17 protein-coding genes are annotated in these 19,444 nt (G+C 45.2%); 3 read left to right on the top strand and 14 right to left on the bottom strand.

From position 1 onward, the window contains the following. Nucleotides 1–3: 3 nt before the first annotated feature. From ACXAH1_RS04690 to ACXAH1_RS04675, 4 genes are read right to left on the bottom strand one after another with little or no spacing between them, the layout of a single operon-like run. Entirely contained in the window at nt 4–1,950 is a 1,947-nt protein-coding gene (locus ACXAH1_RS04690) for a transglutaminase TgpA family protein (protein WP_475194301.1), read from the bottom strand. Continuing rightward, nucleotides 1,940–2,854, bottom strand: a complete 915-nt coding sequence (locus ACXAH1_RS04685; RefSeq protein ID WP_475194299.1) for a DUF58 domain-containing protein — start codon at nt 2,852–2,854, stop codon at nt 1,940–1,942. The genes ACXAH1_RS04690 and ACXAH1_RS04685 overlap by 11 nt, the downstream gene beginning before the upstream one ends. 38 nt (nt 2,855–2,892) lie before the next feature. Continuing rightward, a complete protein-coding gene (locus ACXAH1_RS04680) occupies nt 2,893–3,804 on the bottom strand; it encodes an AAA family ATPase (protein ID WP_475194296.1) in 912 nt (303 codons plus the stop codon). Beyond that, nucleotides 3,801–4,184, bottom strand: coding sequence for a response regulator (locus tag ACXAH1_RS04675; protein ID WP_046004429.1), 384 nt, complete (start codon nt 4,182–4,184; stop codon nt 3,801–3,803). The genes ACXAH1_RS04680 and ACXAH1_RS04675 overlap by 4 nt, the downstream gene beginning before the upstream one ends. 495 nt (nt 4,185–4,679) lie before the next feature. Between ACXAH1_RS04675 and ACXAH1_RS04670 the strand changes: the two genes are divergently transcribed. Beyond that, nucleotides 4,680–5,483 carry a substrate-binding periplasmic protein gene (locus ACXAH1_RS04670; protein ID WP_475194293.1) on the top strand — a complete coding sequence of 268 codons (804 nt, stop codon included), beginning with the start codon at nt 4,680–4,682 and terminating at the stop codon, nt 5,481–5,483. A 106-nt stretch (nt 5,484–5,589) separates the two neighbouring features. Beyond that, a complete protein-coding gene (locus ACXAH1_RS04665; RefSeq protein ID WP_475194291.1) occupies nt 5,590–6,372 on the top strand; it encodes a PhzF family phenazine biosynthesis protein in 783 nt (260 codons plus the stop codon). A gap of 116 nt (nt 6,373–6,488) precedes the next feature. On the opposite strand, the gene ACXAH1_RS04660 is transcribed toward ACXAH1_RS04665, so the two are convergent. The 7 genes from ACXAH1_RS04660 to ggt form a co-directional block, all read right to left on the bottom strand. Further along, a complete protein-coding gene (locus tag ACXAH1_RS04660; RefSeq protein ID WP_475194289.1) occupies nt 6,489–7,061 on the bottom strand; it encodes a MiaE family protein in 573 nt (190 codons plus the stop codon). Between the two features lie 137 nt (nt 7,062–7,198). Next, nucleotides 7,199–7,837 (bottom strand): sulfotransferase, encoded by a 639-nt coding sequence (locus ACXAH1_RS04655; protein ID WP_475194288.1) that lies wholly within the window; start codon nt 7,835–7,837, stop codon nt 7,199–7,201. Continuing rightward, on the bottom strand, nt 7,837–8,211 hold the full coding sequence (locus ACXAH1_RS04650) for an MAPEG family protein (protein WP_475194286.1): 375 nt from the start codon (nt 8,209–8,211) through the stop codon (nt 7,837–7,839). The genes ACXAH1_RS04655 and ACXAH1_RS04650 overlap by 1 nt, the downstream gene beginning before the upstream one ends. 48 nt (nt 8,212–8,259) lie before the next feature. After that, a complete protein-coding gene (locus ACXAH1_RS04645) occupies nt 8,260–8,958 on the bottom strand; it encodes an SIMPL domain-containing protein (RefSeq protein WP_475194284.1) in 699 nt (232 codons plus the stop codon). Nucleotides 8,959–9,049: 91 nt separating this feature from the next. Continuing rightward, nucleotides 9,050–9,865, bottom strand: coding sequence for an ABC transporter substrate-binding protein (locus tag ACXAH1_RS04640; RefSeq protein ID WP_475194281.1), 816 nt, complete (start codon nt 9,863–9,865; stop codon nt 9,050–9,052). A 316-nt stretch (nt 9,866–10,181) separates the two neighbouring features. Beyond that, complete coding sequence (locus ACXAH1_RS04635; protein ID WP_475194279.1) at nt 10,182–11,876, bottom strand: NAD-dependent malic enzyme; 1,695 nt, start codon at nt 11,874–11,876, stop codon at nt 10,182–10,184. A gap of 173 nt (nt 11,877–12,049) precedes the next feature. After that, on the bottom strand, nt 12,050–13,813 hold the full coding sequence (gene ggt / locus ACXAH1_RS04630; RefSeq protein WP_475194275.1) for a gamma-glutamyltransferase: 1,764 nt from the start codon (nt 13,811–13,813) through the stop codon (nt 12,050–12,052). 82 nt (nt 13,814–13,895) lie between these two features. Between ggt and rrtA the strand changes: the two genes are divergently transcribed. Then, nucleotides 13,896–14,468, top strand: coding sequence for a rhombosortase (gene rrtA, locus ACXAH1_RS04625; protein WP_475194272.1), 573 nt, complete (start codon nt 13,896–13,898; stop codon nt 14,466–14,468). A 42-nt stretch (nt 14,469–14,510) separates the two neighbouring features. On the opposite strand, the gene ACXAH1_RS04620 is transcribed toward rrtA, so the two are convergent. From ACXAH1_RS04620 to ACXAH1_RS04610, 3 genes are all read right to left on the bottom strand, one after another. Then, the gene (locus ACXAH1_RS04620) at nt 14,511–16,985 is read right to left on the bottom strand and encodes a S9 family peptidase (RefSeq protein ID WP_475194270.1); all 2,475 of its coding nucleotides are present in this window, start codon (nt 16,983–16,985) and stop codon (nt 14,511–14,513) included. A 305-nt stretch (nt 16,986–17,290) separates the two neighbouring features. After that, a complete protein-coding gene (locus ACXAH1_RS04615; RefSeq protein WP_475194267.1) occupies nt 17,291–18,232 on the bottom strand; it encodes a YeiH family protein in 942 nt (313 codons plus the stop codon). Between the two features lie 63 nt (nt 18,233–18,295). Beyond that, on the bottom strand, nt 18,296–19,444 hold the full coding sequence (locus ACXAH1_RS04610; protein WP_475194265.1) for a 5-(carboxyamino)imidazole ribonucleotide synthase: 1,149 nt from the start codon (nt 19,442–19,444) through the stop codon (nt 18,296–18,298).

Raw genomic sequence — 19,444 nt, 5'->3', positions numbered from 1 at the left:
ATGTTATTTTTTCGCCTTTTTTATTATTAAACGACCCAGCGCCTTCATCCTTGCAGCTTCCGCCCTGGTTAACGGCGCTCGGGAAAATCTCGATTTTACAAAGTATTGGTTAAACTCTTCCAGCTCCTGCGATAAAGCGGGATATTGAGATTGCAATGCAGACACAGCTTGTGCGGGGGTGACTTTGTGCAGCCCATCTCCTCCAAGACGACACACTGCGTGATGCAGCCTGACAGCCTCAGGTAATTTTACAATTTGTTGTCGTTGTAGGTACCAAAAACGTACAACAAATATTGTGATCAATAGTAAGAACACACTCAGTCCCGGTAATATTTTATGGTATTGCCCGAATAAGTCTCTCAGCAGTCGTGATTGCTTCTGGTGATCAAAATTTAGCACCCAGCGAGTCCATTGGTAATCGAGTTGCTCAATCTGAAGTCTGAGCCAATTTACCAGAGCCAGATTGGAATAAGACATCAAACTCAGACCCAGGTTGTCCTTAAACTCCTCTTCAAGTGCTGTCAATTCAGACAAAGAGCCAGTGAGTCTGTCTGGTGCTACCCAGGCAGTCGGGTCCAGGCGGTACCAGCCTTTTTGTGGCACATAGTACTCAACCCAGGCATGGGCGTCATACTGATAGACGCTATAGTAGCCGCGCTCTTCGTTATATTCACCACCTAAATATCCAGAAACCAGTCGAGCAGGAATTCCCGCTGCACGTAACATAAAGGCGGCCGTTGCGGCGTAGTGGCCACAAAACCCTTCCCGAGTCTGGGTTAAAAACACGTCAATGCTATCTGTAGCATTAATTGCCGGAGGCTTAAGAGAATAACTAAAACTGTTCTGAACAAAGTACTGCTTCATTTGTGCAATAAACTCTGCGGTGTTGTCGGCGCGATTATCCCACTGCTGAGATAGCTCTGTAGCAAGCGGGTTTAATTCGTCTGGCAAGGCGGTATTGACTCGATATTGCCAGTTGACTAGCCCCGAACTTGTTATGTGGATAGGCATAACCTGATATTCAATGCTGCTACTGAGGTGCTTTTGCATAAACAAAGTACCAAAGTGGTTGGTATTAACCCCCCGCGTTGCTGATTTGGCCTGGCCCAGGCTATATAGCCAGGTTTTACCCGATGCTCTGGCGATCACGGTATAGCTTTCACCGACTGCTCTGTAGGGCGCTTGTAGCGGCACATCATGGTGCGGTGATACCCGCCATCGTGTGCCGTCGAATTTATCATGTACTAAAGTGCGCCAGTAAAACGGCGGCTGCATCTGTGTATTATTAGGCAGGATGGCCCTGAACACCAGCTCGTCTGAGCGAGACAGTTCAGAGATCTGAAAAGGATCTATATCCTCAGACAAACCAGTTTGTGTTTTTTTTGCACCGGGAAGTTGCCAAAATGGTGAAACTTTCGGGAGTAAAACAACCATGATGGCAGCCAAAGGGAGGGCAAGTAACAGGTGTTTAGTCGCTTGTTTTGAGGCGCTGCGAAGCTCAATATCATGCTCTATCCAAAGCATTTGAGCCAGGTTCACCACCAGAAGCGCAAGTACGAACAACAGTGACAAAACATTCTGAGAAAAGATAAAAAAACAGGGATAAACAAAAAAGTTGAGCAACTGTACAGACATTGCCTGTTTTTTGCTCTTTGCCTGGATAGTCTTCAGTGCGCACGCGCCTAGTAGCAAGGATACGAACATTTCGACCAGATTTGAAAAACCTATCGCTACAAATACGACCAGTATGATAGTAAAAGCCAGGAGGTTGATCATTGTTTCAGAGGGCCCTTTAACCAGGTCCCGATAGATTGCTACCTTAAACAGCACGATAAGCAGCATGGCACTGGTAAATACAACCCCAAAACTGTTAAACAGCAAGAGGCTGACTAGCCCATACATTACTGTTGTCATTAAGGTTTGTGCACCCAGAAGTTTGTCAGAAGTCACTTAGTGCCTCCAAACACATTTCCCGATGTTTGTCGCCACGATCGACGCCGAGCTGAACCGCATTACTCAGACGTAACGCAAACACATCCCCTTGCTTGTCTGCTTCAAGGATCTGGTAACACAGCTTCGATAACCGGATTTCTTTGTTGCCATCGTGTGCAGCATAATCAAAGGTGTGCTGGGAATAATAACTGTCGCCGCTGTACTGTTTGACCAGCAGTTGCTGGTTTTTAGCAAAGTGTCGCCAGGATATTCTGTTTTTGCTTATGCCCGGTCTAAAGCGCTCCAGGCCGTCAAAGTTTTCATGGCTTTGTGTACTCTGGTGTAAGTATTGCCCTTGAGATTCAGTTGCTTCCTGGGTACTGAATGTCAGTTGGCAGGTGAGTGGAGCAGGGTAGATACAAAATGTTCTGTCTACATTCAGATAGGTCCAGACGCGCACCAAACCGAACGGATAGCGACTGGATAATTTAATTCTGCCAAGCTGATATCGTCCCCTTTGCTCTGGATGTAAAAAAAGTGAGGCGACTGTTGCCCCTTGCTGATAGTTGTTGTTGCTGGTGCTGAAGTCATACTCCTGACTTGCGATATCCAGGGAAAAACAATCATGGGGCGTAGCAAGTTTAATGAGTACTTCAACAGGCTTTGAAGCAAAATTGTTCTTAATATCCAGCACCTGTATCGTCAGGCCATGTAAATTTAGGTACCCATATATCAGTGCAAGTACCAGGATCAGAAGCATAATGTATGCGACGCCGAGTATCAGATTATTCTGGTAATTGCTGCCCAAGATAAAATTAAGGATCACCATACATAGAAAGAACGCGCCTTGCCTTGACGGAACAATATAAATGTTATGATGAGAGAGTGTGATTTGCGCAGCGCTGTGTTTGCGCTTAATCATGTCAGCCAGCCAGGACTGCAGCCAGTCACTGCGCATTGTTACAATACAACCGCGACGTTATCAAAGACGCTCATGATCACATCGTCCAACTCATGTGTAGCGAGATTAAGACGATGACCGGCAACGGCTCCAAATACGGCTTGCACATCATCAGGTAATGCATAATCTCGCCCCAGAGTTAGTGCATAAGCACGAGTTGCCAGCCCTAAAGCGATACTGGCACGTGGTGATAGGGGATCACTAAACTGCCCGCTAAAGCGCGTGAAATTCACCAGGTTGATAATGTATTGCACAACGGAGTCTGACAGGTTGATGGAAAGTACAGCTTGCTGAAGTGCGGCAAGCGCACTCATGTCTAACACGCATGGTATCTCGCTCAAAGCCTGCCTTTGCAAATTGTTGCCCAAAATAAGGCTTTTTTCGGCTTGCTCATCCGGATAACCTAAGCTGATCCGCAAAAAAAATCGGTCGAGCTGCGACTCCGGGAGTGGATGAGTCCCCGATTGATGCAACGGGTTTTGTGTGGCAATGACAAAAAACGGGTCCGGCAAAGGATGTGTCTTACCATCAACCGTGACCTGGCGCTCTTCCATGGCTTCGAGCAATGCGCTTTGTGTTTTTGGACTGGCTCGATTTATTTCATCGGCGAGCAATACCTGACTAAATATAGGCCCAGGGTGAAAGTCAAAGCTTTGTTGTGAGGTATTAAACACACTGGAACCGGTAATATCGGCCGGCAACAGATCACTGGTGAACTGAACTCGTTGGTAACTCAATCCAAGTACGTTCGCAAGACCGTGGGAGAGGGTGGTTTTGCCCATGCCGGGCAAGTCCTCAATTAACAGGTGACCTTTACAAAGCAGGCAAACAACAGCGAGCCTGATCTGCTCTTCTTTTCCCAGTATCAACTCCGAGAGCTGACTGATTATTTCTTCGGTGGTTTTATTCATGCAATCATTTCGAGTCTTTTCATAACTGAATCGACTTTTTTAGCGTTAAAAGGTTTCGCAATAAAGCCTTTTGCGCCCAACTCCCAGGTATTTTGCACGTTTTCGAGGCTATTATGTCCAGAACACATAATGACATGGACATTGGGGTAATTGTCATTGATATATTCCAGAATTTGCGTGCCATCGGTATCGGGTAACTCGATATCCAGGAAAATTACATTGGGAGATTTTTCGGCCATCAAGGGCATTGCAGATTTGAAGTCTTCAGATTCATAGACTTCTTCAAAACCCAGGTTTTCAAGAATGTCTATCAGGTAACTACGTACATCTTCGACGTCATCAATGATCAAAATTGGCTCTAGGGGTCTGACAAGTTCCATATTGTATTTACTTCTTTTGAACGACAAGGCTAATACTAAGACAAGCGTAAAGTGAGCTCAATGGCAATTTATCAATTAACTGTAAATTCATCTTAACGATAAGTTGGCTAGCACATTAATCAGCGTATACGTACTGAAAAATATGACAGGAAATAAGGTGGTAAGTTGAAACGTTATATATCTATATAAATTAAATTCAAGAGTAAAATGTCCGATACCGTCTAGTATAGGACATTAAGAGCTCAAAAGGCACATTCAGTACCACCCTAAGTCCTTCCAAATTTAACATCCTATAATTTACGTTATGTTAAATGAGTTATCTGTGACAAGTTTAGAGTTAATGACTAAGCTTATGCTAAGAAATCTGAGAGTCTGTTAGCAATGGCGTGTGCTTTGTTCTTATATCTTTGTTTTATATTGCTCTATCCACTAAAGAGCCTGGCTAATACACAAGAAGTCAGTGTTACATATCGTGATTATAAAGGCACTCATACCGTGTCTGGTAAAAAAGTCAATGACCACACCTTTCGCTATAATATTCAAGCTGAAAAACAAATTCAGGTAACCACTTTAGAATGGCAACCCTATATTGGTTTGAGCTTATGCAAACAAGGTTGGGTTATGCAGGCCACAATCGCTTTACTGCATAGCCAAGGCTATGGTGCAACAGTGACTTTCTATCCGTGGGCACGTGCCGTCGCGTATGCCGAAAATGGAAAAGTAGATTTGCTGGTGCCAGAGTATTTCATTGAACCTGAGTCGCCTTCGGATACATTTCCTGGCACACGTCGATTGGATCATCTCACTCTCACCGAGGCATTTGGCTGGGGTCCGATCGCACTATACAAACGCAAGGATTATAACACAGATCACTTTACCAGCCTGGCTGCACTTGCTGATGAACGTATTGGCGTTGTCCGTGGCTATCAGAATACACCCGAGTTTGACCGACTCATGGACGCCGGCAAATTTAATGTCATGGAAGCCGTTGATGATGCGCACAATATCAGGTTACTTATGGCTGGTCGTGTCAACCTAATCGTTGGCGATCCTGAAGTTATCAAGATGGAGATAGATTCTTTTGCACAGCATAATGAGACTGAATTGGCGACGATGGCCACCAACTTGGTGATGGTAGAACCTATTTTACAAATGAATGGTCTGTTCTTCGCCGTCTCAAAGCATAATAAATATGGCAAAACTCTGTTGTTTGAACTGAATCAGGCTATAGCTGAATTTAAAAAGCACGGTATCCTGGACGAGATAAAGTACAACACAGCCAATAGTTGCAAGCAGTAGTGATTACCTAACTTTTACAGAAAATTGTAAGCCCCCTGCTGCTCTCTGGCCGATTTCAAACTCCCGTGTTATGTTGAAGCCAAATGATCAATACAGGGAGCATCATGTGAAATTAGATATTTATCAGGTTGATGCATTTGCATCTGCTGTGTTTGAAGGTAATCCAGCCGCCGTATGTCCTCTGCAAAGTTGGCTGTCAGACGACTTACTACAAAAAATAGCGGAAGAAAATAATTTATCGGAAACCGCGTTTTTCGTGCCTGCAGAAAATACTTTTCAGCTACGCTGGTTTACGCCAAAAGGAGAAGTGGACTTGTGCGGTCATGCAACCCTGGCTGCGGCACACGTTTTATTCACAAATTTGAATTTTGATGGTCAGACAATTCAATTCCAAACGCGAAGCGGCTTACTCTCGGTAACAAAGGGGCCACAGGGATACAGTATGGACTTCCCCGCTACACTCCCGCAGCCTGCTGTAACCCCTGAAAATCTGCTGATCGGTTTAGGGATTTCCAGCTTTGAATGTGTATTAGCTGGGTTCGACTACATCGTTGTGCTTAGCAATGAGTCCGAAGTGAGCGCGATTGTGCCTGAATTCGAGAAGCTAGCCCAGCTTGATCTACGAGGCGTTGTTGTTACTGCGCCCGGAGACTCCGTTGATTTTGTCAGTCGCTGTTTTTACCCTAAACTGCGTGTAAATGAAGATCCCGTAACGGGATCGGCTCATTGCCAGCTGGCGCCTTATTGGTGTGAGCGATTAGATAAGAACGAAGTCATAGCACAGCAGCTATCTGAACGAACAGGGACAATACGGTGTACACTTGTCGAAGGCAGAGTCATACTCGAAGGTAATGCTGTAGATTATTTACGGGGTCAGATTTTTATCTAACGATTAATAACGACGGTTCAAGTAAACAAAAAAGGGAGGTCTATCCCCTCCCTTTTAAACTTTGCATTTAATTTAACATAATGAAAGAATGAGGCTTTTTGCCTTGTTTTATACAATTAATGCAATGCGGCGGTAAATGGGATACCTTCGCAGATCTCGGCTTCTGCAATCAGTATTTCTTCCAGGCGTGCGTCGATAACTGCTTTGTCAAAGTACTCGTAGCCCAGCTCGACAAACAGGTTTTTGTGTTTTTCTTCCGACTTGGCAATAGTCACGTAAAAGTCTTTTTCTTTGCCTTCTGGTAAGGCTTCCGCAACCAACGAAAAGCGCTCATGGCCTCGCGCTTCAATCACAGCTGCTACCAACAAGCGATCAATTAAAAATTCATCTGAGCCCTGACGAAATAGCGCACGCATTTTTTTAATATAGGGATCGGCTTTGTCATTGCCCAAAGTCACCTGGCGATCAGTCAGTAATTTAAGCACTTGCTTGAAGTGGATCATCTCTTCAATAGCGAGATCTGCCATCGCTTTAACGAGTTTGATTCGATCTGGGTAGTGGCTCAACATTGACATAGCCATGCCGGAGGCTTTTTTCTCTGCGGCAGCATGATCCTGCAAAAATGTATCAAACTCTGCCATGACTCTATGTGTCCATTCAAAGGGGGTGTGAAATTTTAGCTCAAACATCGGTAATTTATTCTGTTGTCAGTTTGCGGAGTATTTTACCTAAGTACGAAGCTAATATCCAAAATTGCTGCGTGCCCCCTATTCTTGTGTTTACTTAGTCCAGATTAGTTGGTATCGGACATTTTATTCATGCAGAACTAAGATGAGCTATAAAGAAGGCTATCTTTGTCTGCTTTTCCGTATCTGGTAGATTCTACTTTCAGTGGATGATCAATTTGCTTCCACGCTGTCACTTTTCCTCCCTGATTAAGGTTTGGCATGGAACTCACCAAATCAGTTTGAACACCAAGAAAGCCTGTCAGTGTTTGCAAGCTACCGGGTTTCGCTACGTCTAACATCAGGTATGTGTGCTGCTTGCGTTCTAAAAAGCTAAGGCAATCATTGCGATGTTTTAGGTAGATATCTATCAGGTATTGATCGCTTGCGATATTATCTGCGCTTAAGTGTTCAAAGGTATCAAAGTAACAACGTTTTAATGTGTCATTGAATCCACCCTGTTGAGTTTCCAGCCTTGGTAACATACGGGTTAGTAAGCGTCGTATTGAGGGAACCCAGCTTGACATGGCTCTGTCCAGATAGACAAAGCGGCTGTTTGGGTACAACTCTGACAGAGTTTCGTAGTCATTGAAGACAGGGGTATCAGCGATGACCTGAGCTTGAGAAAATGTTTCTCGGGTATAAGCTGTATGTGCCGTTTTAAAACCTAGTTCTAAAAAAGCAGCACATACACTGGTAGTACCGGTTCTTGGTAATCCGGTAATAAAAATTTTTTCCATTAAACAAAATAACAATAAATATTAATAATCGACAGTGCCAGCAGCGATAAAAAGCTTAATGCCATGCCCAAAACGCGTAGCTTTAGATTGGCTTTGTTCAGCGCAAATGAGTGCAAAACCCGACCTGTCAGGTAGGTGCTGCCCGTGATGTATAACCAAATTGCCTGTCCGCCTTGAAATTCCAAAGCAAATAGGAGGATTAAAAGTAATGGCGTGTACTCCATGAAGTTGCCATGGGCGCGGATCGCTCTTTCTAAGGCGGGGTTTCCACCATCACCAAGCGCAACTTTATGTTTGTGACGTAAACCTATGATATCAAAACTGAGTTTGATATAAAAAAGAGTAAATATGGCAGCAAAAAATCCTGTTATCATGACGCAGACCTACTTGTTAGTATTATAAGTAGGTCCAGTATAGAGAGTTTACTCGATAAAATATACCGCATACACTTCAGCACTGAGTGTTGTGTCTCCAGTGTTATAAGCTTGACTGACATCCATGGACTCTGCCGCCATCATCTTGCCGCGAGCATAAGGCTGAACAGGTACGTTCATGGGTGAAAACGACACGGAATATAATCGACCAAGCTCTACGTCAAAGTCATCTGCAAGCTCTCTGGCTGCCGCCTTAGCTTCCTCAATGGCTGATTTTTTAAGCTTTTTCATGTACTCGGCTTTGTCTTCAACGACAAATTCAGTGTTATTAAATTGATTAATGCCACTGTCTACAAAGGCCTGTAGCAGATTTGGGTATTGTGCAAGATCTTTTAGTTTGACGGTAAGACTACGGCTGACTCTGAAGCCGTCGAACTCTTCTTCGTTGTTGGTACGATTGTAACGTGTCTGGCGATGCACATTAAGCTGCTCCGCATGGATATCATTGGTTTTTATATCGAAATCTCTGGCTATCTGAATCGCTTTGGCCATGATTTGATCAACATTTGCTTTTGCATCTGGTAATGACTTGTGTTTTTCAGTTATCGCGACACGAATAATGGCTGCGTCAGGCTGTACTTCCAAAGAAGACATTCCTTTGACATACAAGTGTGGACCTTCGGGCAAACTACCTGCTTGTGCGCTGGTACTGATCGCAAAAATTGCGGCGGCTAAAAGTGAGCGCATGGACGCCTCCTTACTTTAATCAAATGGGATAACGTGGTGTTGAAATTATAAAACCACAACAGGTGCGCCAATTAAAGCACAACTTTGTTAATCAGTGCTGAATGTTATACGCTTTGTGTAAAGAGCGAAGAATAAAGGGTTCCTCTTGCTCAAAGAACAACCCTGTGTGGGCGGTGAGTATCGCTTGCTGTAAATCTGGCCTTTCAAGTGCTGACTGTAATAGCTCGATTGCTTTCTTTCCTTCGTTTGATTTGGCACACGTTATGTAGCCAAAAATAGTCAACCCAGCCTCTTCAATAGCATGGAAACTATAACTGTTGAGTGCCTGTGCTGAAGGATGTTCAGTAATAAAAACCGAGCTGTACTCAATTATTCCGTCCAGCTTGCCCTGGCTCAGCATCGTTCTGAGACGATAAGCACTTTGATTACCTTGTGCTACCCAAAAAGCTGATTGGTTTGCTGCGATAAAATTGTCAATGTCCAGGCCATAAGAACGGCCCTCCGATACTCCAATATTCAGGCCCATTCTGACAACGGTGCCCAGAGAAATGGTATCGGGAATATTAGGTTGATCTTTGAGTATTAAACGATTGGCAGGAAATGACATCAAGGGATAAGGCGTAAATAAAGCCATAGCTTCTCGCTCGGGCGTCTTAACCTTATTGTACAAGCACGCTCTTGGATTACGAACGAGCTCTCGCCACTCTCTTTTGCGACTGGCAGGCATAAAGGCAAGAACTAACTTTCCCTGAAGGGTGTGCTCTAATTTAAGGAGTAGCTGGGTCGCTAGATCGGTGGGGGCTTTATTTGAATCTGGAGAGTAGTCTGAAATAATATCTACGTAGATAGGTTCACTTCTTACAAAAACAGAAGCGAGCAAAAAAACAGCTACGATAGTACAGCGCATTCAGTTCACCTAATTCGAACATCTATGCAAAGCCGGTTTTGCTGGGTTCCTGATTGCAAGCAAAAGGGAGCCGGACCTACACAGACTTTCTATCAGTGCTCCATGCACACCCTAACGCTGAACGAGCAGCGCTGATACTAGTGTGGCTCAAAAAGAAAGAATGTGCCATGGTGGTTTTATCTTTGTTGCTGACTGCACAGGCACGAAGAACAGTTTGCAAGTGACATTCATCACCGATGGAAAACCTGTTCACAATCACTATTGGGGCTGAGTCATAGAAAAAAGGCGCGAATCAGATTCTCGCGCCTCAATTTAATCACACACTACAACGTTTGTAGTTGCGGTACTCTGGTAACCAGTAATTTTTCTCAATGGCTGCCCAGATTAGGTCTTCCGGCATCTCCAGCGCAACGCCTTCTTCCATCGCTTTCTTGGCCACAGCAAATGCGATCCGTTTGCTCAAAGGTTCAATTTCAACCAGCGAGGGAAGCAAACTGCCTTTACCTGTATTAGCCCAGGGTGAAGACTCTGCAAGCGTTTCACTGGCAATCATCAGCATAGACTCTGTGATGCGTGAGGCCTTAGCAGCCAATACACCCAGTCCAATGCCCGGGAAAATGTAGCTGTTGTTACATTGCGGAATCGTAAAGGTTTGGCCGTTAAACTCGACAGGTTCAAACGGACTACCTGTTGCGACGATTGCCTGACCTTCTGTCCATTCAATCACATCTTTTGGATGTGCTTCAACCTGACGCGATGGGTTGCTCAGTGGGAAGATAATTGGACGTTCACAACCGGCATTCATCGCTTTAATAACCTGCTCAGTGAATAAACCAGGCTGACCGGATACGCCAATCAGGATATCTGGTTGAGCGCAGTGCATCACATCAAGTAAAGAAGCAAATTCACCACTGAAGTTCCAGGTTTCAAGCGCCGATTTCGATTGAACCAATGCCGCCTGGAAATCGCGTAACCCTTCCATACCTTCGGTCAGCAGACCATAACGATCGACCATGAATATCTGGCTACGAGCTTGTTCGTCAGAAATCCCTTCGGATACCATCTGTGCAATGATTTGCTCCGCAATGCCACATCCGGCAGAACCTGCTCCAACAAAGACGACCTTTTGCTCAGACAGCTTTGTACCTTTAACACGGCATGCCGCCAACAAAGAGCCAACTGTAACGGAGGCGGTACCTTGTATATCGTCGTTGAAACAGCAAATTTCATCACGATAGCGACTCAGCAAAGGCATTGCATTGGGTTGAGCAAAATCTTCAAACTGGAGTAAAACGTTTGGCCAGCGACGTTTAACGGCTTTGATAAATAGATCCAAGAACTCGTCGTATTCGTCCTGAGAGATACGCTTATGACGTGCGCCCATATACATGGGGTCATTCAGTAATTTTTCGTTGTTCGTGCCTACATCGAGCATAACAGGTAAGGTGTATGCTGGGCTGATCCCGCCACATACTGTGTATAATGCTAGCTTACCAATTGGGATACCCATTCCACCGATCCCCTGGTCACCCAGACCCAGAATACGCTCACCGTCGGTCACCACGATAACCTTAACCTTATTTTTAGTCGCGTTACGTAGAATATCGTCAATTTGATGGCGTTCTTCGTAAGAAATGAATAAACCACGCGAGCTGCGGTAAATGTCGGAAAACTTTTCGCATGCATCACCTACCGTTGGCGTGTAAATGATAGGCATCATTTCTTCGAGGTGATCACGCACTAGACGATAATACAGGGTTTCGTTGTTGTCCTGTATAGCACGCAAATAAATATGCTTGTTAAGGTTGTCGCTGAAACTTGAGAACTGCTGATAACAGCGTTCGACCTGCTCTTCTATGGTTTCAAAACGTGGAGGAACGAGACCCGTCAGGTTAAAGTTTTCTCGTTCGCGCTGACTAAATGCACTGCCCTTATTTAATAGCGGAGTTTCTAAAAGCGTTGGGCCAGAGTATGGAATGTAGAGATAATTGGGATCGGATTGTTTAGTCATATTTACAAGCTGTGACTCGTTAAATTAAGTACAAGGAATTATTATTGCGCAAATGCATTAAAATTCAATGAATTTTAAGCATGTCAGACCAATAAAAAACGGCTCTGTTCAGACATGGTCAATGCGTAAACAGAGCCGTACATTATACGATAAATCGATCTTAAGCGCCAAACTTACTCGCTGGATTCTCCCATTGCCGCGCCTTCCCTACGTGGATCAGCCCCCCCTAATAACAGATCCTCTGTCACTGCGATGGCGTGAATGCCAGAATTCAGGTCTCGGACTCTGACAGTATGTCCCTTTGCTTCCAAAAGTGGCTTTAACTTTGCCACCTCAGTACCTTTTTCAAGCGTGGTGTATTGGTTGCGGTTAGTTACCCTCGGCAGGTCAATAGCTTGCTGCGGTGACATGCCCCAATCCAGTACGCCAATCACTGTTTGTGCCACATAATTGATGATGCGACTGCCTCCCGGTGAGCCAACAACAAGTTTTAATGAACCGTCCTTGTTGAATACCATGACAGGTGACATCGAGCTACGTGGACGCTTGCTGGCTTCCACTCTGTTTGCAACCCAGAGGTCACCAATTTTTGGAGACAGCGCGAAGTCCGTAAGTTGATTGTTTAACAAGTACCCGTTAACCATGACGGTTGAGCCAAAGGCCATTTCAATAGAAGACGTCATAGAAACCGCATTGCCCTGTGCATCCACTATCGACAAATGTGTGGTTGATGGCAACTCGTAGCTGTTGTCCTGTGCGTAAGCCAGCTTGCCCATACTAGGATCGCCAATGGGAACATCTTTATTGTCTTTATCTGTGATAAGTGCCGCTCTTTGCTTCAGGTAAGCGGGGTTCAGCAAGCCCTGAGTTGGCACTTCTACAAAGTCAGGGTCGGCAATATAATAGTTACGATCAGCAAAAGCCAATCGAGAAGCCTGAGTAAATAAATGCAGGGCTTCAGGGTCATTTGGTTTATATTGACTAAGCTTCTTACCCTCGAGTAGTTTCAGGATTTGCAAAACGGCAATCCCGCCACTGCTTGGTGGGGCCATTGAGCACACCCTGTAACTGTGGTAGGTGGTACAAATGGGGGCACGTTCTTTACTGTGGTAATTTTTAAGGTCAGATAATGACAGTACGCCTGGCGCAATCGCTGATTTTTGGACAGCGCGCACTATATCATCGGCATTTTTACCTTCGTAAAACCCTTTCAAACCAAACTCTGCAATTTCTCGGTATAGTCTCGCAAGCTCTGGGTTCTTTAACAAAGTACCCGCTTCCAGCGCTTTGCCTTGGGGATAGAAATATTCTTTGGCTGGAGATAATTTGGTCAACCCCGGGTTGAGCTCTTTTTCTAACAACATATGGAGTCGTGGAGAAACCAAAAAGCCCTTTTCAGCAAGCTCTATTGCAGGCTTAAACAGATGGCGCCACTTCAATTTTCCATACTTATCATGCGCTTGCTTCATTGCGTGTAACACACCGGGTGTGCCTACAGAGCGTCCTCCAACTACCGCTTCTATCCAACGTACGGGTTTACCTTCCTTATCCAAGAACAATGAGGGGGTTGCTGCTTTAGGTGCTGTTTCTCGGCCATCGAACGTAGTCAGATATTCATTTTCTTTGTCGTAGTGAAGAATAAAGGCGCCTCCCCCGATCCCCGAAGATTGGGGTTCAACAAGCGTTAGCACCAGTTGCGCTGCAATGGCGGCATCAATAGCACTGCCACCCTGTTGTAACATAAGCTGGCCGGCTTTGCTCGCATGCGCATTGGCTGCAACGACCATATACTTTTTGGCCGTCTTCTCTTTCTTTAACTGTAATCCGGTTGCAGCTTCGGGCTCTCTGACTTCTCTGGTGTTATTGTCTAGGGCTAAAGAAGTGAATGGTATGGCGGCGCCAAGCGCCAGTGCGGCAAGTGATAGGCGATATTTCATAGAGTCTGGAAATTCTTCTGATAGATGATTGGCATCATAAAAGTAAACAGGCACAATATGCAAAAAAATTCTAAGAAATATTATGTTTGATCTCCCTTTAGCGCCTCGTTACCTTCTTCCCCCGCTCGTTTTAATGTTCTTGTGTACTTTACTGATGATCCCATCAGTCAGGGAAATACTGGTTTTTAACCGAGATCTGATTGATCAGGGCGAGCTATGGCGGATCTGGACCAGTCAGTATGTTCATACCAACTGGATGCATTGGTTACTGAACGTAGTTGGCGTTGTGTTTATCTGGGTACTCCATGCAGAGTACCGCACTCCTAAAGTTTATGCACTTCACCTGTTGATACTTGGATTGTGGACCGGAGTCGGTATCTGGTTATTTTGCCCGGATATTCGTATTTACACGGGGCTCAGTGGCCTGTTACACGGCGTTATAGTCTGGGGAGCAGTAAAGGATATAAAAGTGGGAGAAAGAACCGGTATTCTGCTATTTCTCGGTATTGCAGGCAAGCTGGTGTGGGAGCAATACGCTGGCCCCAGTGAAGATGTAGGTCAACTCATTTCGTCGCGTGTTGCCATAGAGTCACACTTAATTGGTGCCCTCGGTGGGTTGGTATTGGCAGTGCCTCTGTTGTGGCAGAAAAAGTAAATAGTTAACAGCGCAGATCGACTGATCTGCGCTGAACATTAACTATAGATTTTCTTTAAACAATTTGTAGATACGACGGTATTCATCTAACCAACTCGAAGGCTGAATGAATCCGTGTGGCTCTACAGGGTAAATAGCCGTTTCGAAGTTCTCTTTCTCAAGCTCTATCAATCTCTGTACCAGACGCACAACGTCCTGGAAAAAGACATTGTCATCAATCATAGGCGCATTGATCAACATAGGTTTGTTTAGCCCCTCAGCAAAGTAAATTGGTGAGCTACGACGATACGCAATGGGATCATCCGCTGGACGGTTCAGAATATTCGAGGTATAGGGGTCGTTATAATAGGCCCAGTCAGTAACTGGTCTAAGCGCAGCACCCGCCTGGAAGAGCTCTGGCTGAGTAAATAAGGCCATGAAAGTCATAAACCCACCATAAGAGCCACCATAGGTACCAACAGAGTTTTTGTCTACGTTGACGTTTTCGACCATCCAGTTAACACCATCTGCTAAATCTTCTATCTCTGGTTTACCCATATGGCGGTAAATAGCTGTACGCCAGTCTCGACCGTACCCTTTTGAGGCTCGGTAGTCCATATCCATCACGACGTAGCCTTCGCTGGCAAGCAAGGAGTGGAACATAAATTCACGAAAATATACAGACCAGCCCATATGTGAATTTTGTAGGTAGCCGGCGCCATGGTTAAAGATCACGGCTTTGCGTGTTTTGCCCTGCTCCCCTTCCTGATAGTCAGCTGGATAGTATACCTTGGCATAAATCGGTTGCTCGGTATTGCTCGATGGAACAGCCACCACTTTTGGTGCTATCAGTTTTTTATTCAGAAATTCCTGAGACACAGTATGGGTGATTTGTTTTGGCGTGCTGCCTGGTTTAGCATCAGCGATAAATAATTCAGGTGGCATGACAATTTTTGAATGCGTCAGTAGCAGTTTGCTTTCATCAGGGCTCAACACATAATCTGTCATACCATCAAGGTTTGTCAGCGTTTCAACTTCACCTGATTGCAGCGCAACTCGGTAAATTTCATAGATACCAGGGTGCTTGATGTTTGCCTTAAAGTAGATGGACTTGTTATCTTTTGTCGGCGTAAGCTCTGATACCTCATATTTTCCTGAAGTCAGTTGCTTCGCCTCGCCTTCCAACGCTTTGGTATACAAATGACTGTAGCCTGACTCCTCAGACAGGTAATACAGAGTATCTTGATTATTAAGCCAGCCAAAATCATTGTGCGTGTAATTTATCCATGCTTCATCGTGCAAACGATGCTGAGAAACCAGTTTGTTGCTATTAAAGTTAACAGTCGCAATCCAGCGGTCTTTATTGTCCCAGGACTCTAGCATGACAGCTACCTCAGAGCCTTGTGTATTCCATTGAATTGCCGACTGATCCCACGCCCAGTCAAGCATCAGAGTAATATGACGAGGGGATTTCTTGCTGGTATACGTTTTACCAAGTGCCAGCGCATTCTCTTTCCTGACCTGTGCCAATACATCTTCATCGAAACCTGGCAATGTGTCATAAGGCAGCATGCTTTGCTGCTTGCCATTGAGATCTATATAAACAAGGCTGTGCTTGACAGGTTTGTTATCCGCTACGCGGCTGCGTGCTTTAACCGGGTCAATATTACCATCCTGTGACACATAGTTAGGCATGATGTCCTGTTCACTACGCTCAGGAACGTCTTCGGTAAGTGCGACGAGCAATTTATCCCCTGCCGGAGATAAACTGGCTTCAACAATACGCTGGCCTTTACCCAGGTAAAACTGGTTGTTGTCGAGGGTGGCGTTTTGCTCGACTAGCGCTTCTTGGCGGCTCTGTGCGTCTTTTGCGTTTTTATGTTGCAAGGCCACATAGTTAATTAATTTGTGCTGTTCCTGAGCGATATAAGTTTTTGGCTCAGCAATGCCTTCAGGAGCGTCGCTAAGCACCAGCTTAGCCAACTCGGTCGTGAGTCCTGACTCCAAATCAATTTCATAAAAGGTATTACCCGCTAAGTAGGCTAGATTGCCGGATGTCAGAAATTGCAATTGCTTTGCCGTTTGACTGGAGCGTGTTAACTGATGAACCGAATTGGAAGCGACGTCTTTGACAAACACATTGCCCGCAAAGGTATAGGCTTGTCGTTTGCCATCTTGTGAATATACCGCGTTTACAGCACCAATTTGATGCTTGTCAGATAACGCGATTTGTTTAAGCCCGTGCTGACCATATTTGAAAGTATCTCTTAGCTCACTACCCGCTTGTTTTTGTTGAAACAAAACGGATTGACTATCGGCACTCCAAAACTCCTTCTCAGGTTTTCGACCTAGCCAGTCAGGATGAGCCATAGCCTGCTCTAGCGTAATCGATTCAGACCCCGTTACCGCTTTGGTCGTAATCACCTTTGCGGGTTGGGTTTCGTATGAAGTCGATTTGTTTTGACTTGATTGGGTGACCTGACATCCGGCGAGGAACAGCGCTGATGCCACGGCAAGAGAAGTAAGAGATTGTTTCATTATATGAATTGTCTAAGGTTGTTATTGTGGGCTAATTTAAGCAGAAGAATACGGATAATTCGAACAATTTAAGATAAACGACCTAATAGAACGATTATTGCAAAAAAAAGGCCAGTAAAGATACTGGCCAAATACTCTCTGCGCTCACATAGTCGTTGATGGACAACGAGTATGAAATGAGGCCTATCCACGCCTCATAAAAGTAGACCCGACGCTTGCGCAATAAGTTCCAAAAAAAATTCATTTATTTTATTTTTTTGTAATGCATTGATGTCTATATAGAGAGCTCGTTAGGCTTACTTATCTTATAACGAGATCAAACCATCCAGGATCAGTAGTAGCATCACACCGCTGACGATAAACCACAATAAAGAAGCCATCGCAAAGGGTCGCCAGCCACTTTGGCGTAACATTGTCATTGAGACACCACTGCCTATTAAAAACAAGCTCGCTACCAACACTGACTTTGCGCCGCTGTAAAGTACAGCCCACACAGGCTGGTAGTCAGGTAACCAGGTATTTATCATAGCCGCCGCAATAAACCCAACAATGAATAAAGGGATACTGGCCTTTTCGGAAGAGCGCCAAAATACGCCGGCAATGGCAGCATAAGGGACAATCCACATTGCCCGGGTCAGCTTAATCGTTGTAGCCATTGTGAGTGCAACCGGGCCGTAAACTGCGGCGGCAGCCACTACACTGCTGGTATCATGAATCGCCAGCGCACTCCATAATGCGAATTGACTTTCTGTCAGAGAAAAGTAGTGCCCAAGCCAGGGGAAGATAAGTAAACCAAGTGCGTTTAGGGCGAAAATTACACTTAACGAAATGGCGATTTCTTCTTGTTTTGCTTTGATCACAGGCGCCATAGCGGCAATAGCGCTACCACCACAGATAGCCGTGCCAAATGAGATGAGTGTACCCGTATTACGGTTTAGCCGGAATACCTGGCTCAGTATTTCACCCAAGCCAATCGTCGCTGTAATACTGATAATAGTTAATACCACAGAACTGCGACCTACACTCAACACCTCCTCAATATTAACGTTAAACCCCAAACCAATGACAGCCAACTTTAATAACCATTTTGAGCCAGAGTTGGATAAATCAGGACAAGGGTTGCCCAGTAACAGCGCAAACCCAAGGCCAATGAACAGTGCCAAAGAGGCGCTTGCAAAAGGAGATAACGCAAACAAGAAAGCAAACAGAAATAAGGTTCGGTGTAAACCAGGTCGTTCTAATAACATGTTATTGCTCCCCAGCAGTCATCAGGCAAAAAAACGCCGGGTAAACCCGGCGTGATGATAGCCCTAATTGAGGATCAGGGCATGACTTGTCTGAGTAATGCCGGGATAATCCGCTTCGGGGAGGAACTCAGCAAGCTCAGCCAGCCGCTCGCCCAATTCGTGCAGACTATTGGCAGAGACGTTAATATGTCCCATCTTTCTGCCAGGCTTTGCGGTTTTACCATACCAGTGACTGGTAACGCCAGTGACGCTTAACACTTCTGTCGGTATACCACCCTGACCTAGCACGTTAATCATGGCTGTCGGTCTTAGCAAGCTAGTATCACCCGTGGGTAAGCCGGTCACTGCGCGCATATGGTTCTCAAACTGGCTGACATGACAGCCTTGCTGAGTCCAGTGTCCTGAATTGTGCACCCGCGGTGCAATCTCATTAACCAGCAAAGTACCGTTAACGTCAAAAAACTCTATCGCCAGCACACCAACATAATCGAGCTCATCAGCAATAGCAGCAAAAGCGGTCTCTGCTTGTGACTGGATTGCAGACTTCTCTTTGCCTGCTACAGATAACGTCAGTACGCCGTTAGTATGCTGATTCTCTGTCAAAGGATAAATACGGCATTGACCATTGTGGTCCCTGACACCAATTATGGATACTTCGCGGTCAAATGGGATCATTTTTTCGGCAATAATCGCATGTGGTGCAGTGTTCGTACCCGCAGCAAGAAACTCAGACATTTCTTGCCAAATCGCTTCTACTTCGTCATCGTGTTTGACACGCCATTGACCCTTACCGTCATATCCTGCCTGACAGGTTTTAACGACAAGTGGTTTGCCTAGTTTTTCGATAGACGCCAGGAAATGGGCTTTTTCAGTGATCAATGCATAGGGAGCACAGGCCACTTTCGCTTTTTCCAACAGTGCCTTTTCTTTGGCACGATCTCCGCCTGTCAGTATGGCTTCAGCACCGGGGTAAAACCTACCAGTTTTTTGGCATACTGACAGTATATCTGCAGGGATATGTTCAAACTCTGCAGTAATAGCGTCTACATCTGCAATGGCTTGTTCCAGAGTGGCACTATGTGCTTCGAATGTTACTGGATTTATGACCTGCTGGGTCGCCACATCGTAGGCTGAAACCTGAATATCTAAGTGCGTCGCAGACAAGCTCATCATACGAGCTAACTGGCCTGCGCCTAATACTAATACTTTCAT

It is taken from the genome of Pseudoalteromonas sp. AWH4_217 (assembly GCF_056161105.1).
Note: the sequence above shows the minus strand (reverse complement) of the source record. Positions and strands in the feature narration are given on the sequence as shown.

What these genes read in the sequence shown, in the direction of transcription:
- ACXAH1_RS04645 (WP_475194284.1), bottom strand. Translation starts at nt 8,958, where the DNA reads ATGCGCTCACTTTTAGCCGCCGCAATTTTTGCGATCAGTACCAGCGCA.
- ACXAH1_RS04655 (WP_475194288.1), bottom strand. Translation starts at nt 7,837, where the DNA reads ATGGAAAAAATTTTTATTACCGGATTACCAAGAACCGGTACTACCAGT.
- ggt (WP_475194275.1), bottom strand. Translation starts at nt 13,813, where the DNA reads ATGAAATATCGCCTATCACTTGCCGCACTGGCGCTTGGCGCCGCCATA.
- rrtA (WP_475194272.1), top strand. Translation starts at nt 13,896, where the DNA reads ATGTTTGATCTCCCTTTAGCGCCTCGTTACCTTCTTCCCCCGCTCGTT.
- ACXAH1_RS04650 (WP_475194286.1), bottom strand. Translation starts at nt 8,211, where the DNA reads ATGATAACAGGATTTTTTGCTGCCATATTTACTCTTTTTTATATCAAA.
- ACXAH1_RS04685 (WP_475194299.1), bottom strand. Translation starts at nt 2,854, where the DNA reads ATGATTAAGCGCAAACACAGCGCTGCGCAAATCACACTCTCTCATCAT.
- ACXAH1_RS04640 (WP_475194281.1), bottom strand. Translation starts at nt 9,865, where the DNA reads ATGCGCTGTACTATCGTAGCTGTTTTTTTGCTCGCTTCTGTTTTTGTA.
- ACXAH1_RS04610 (WP_475194265.1), bottom strand. Translation starts at nt 19,444, where the DNA reads ATGAAAGTATTAGTATTAGGCGCAGGCCAGTTAGCTCGTATGATGAGC.
- ACXAH1_RS04635 (WP_475194279.1), bottom strand. Translation starts at nt 11,876, where the DNA reads ATGACTAAACAATCCGATCCCAATTATCTCTACATTCCATACTCTGGC.
- ACXAH1_RS04615 (WP_475194267.1), bottom strand. Translation starts at nt 18,232, where the DNA reads ATGTTATTAGAACGACCTGGTTTACACCGAACCTTATTTCTGTTTGCT.
- ACXAH1_RS04680 (WP_475194296.1), bottom strand. Translation starts at nt 3,804, where the DNA reads ATGAATAAAACCACCGAAGAAATAATCAGTCAGCTCTCGGAGTTGATA.
- ACXAH1_RS04675 (WP_046004429.1), bottom strand. Translation starts at nt 4,184, where the DNA reads ATGGAACTTGTCAGACCCCTAGAGCCAATTTTGATCATTGATGACGTC.
- ACXAH1_RS04620 (WP_475194270.1), bottom strand. Translation starts at nt 16,985, where the DNA reads ATGAAACAATCTCTTACTTCTCTTGCCGTGGCATCAGCGCTGTTCCTC.
- ACXAH1_RS04660 (WP_475194289.1), bottom strand. Translation starts at nt 7,061, where the DNA reads ATGTTTGAGCTAAAATTTCACACCCCCTTTGAATGGACACATAGAGTC.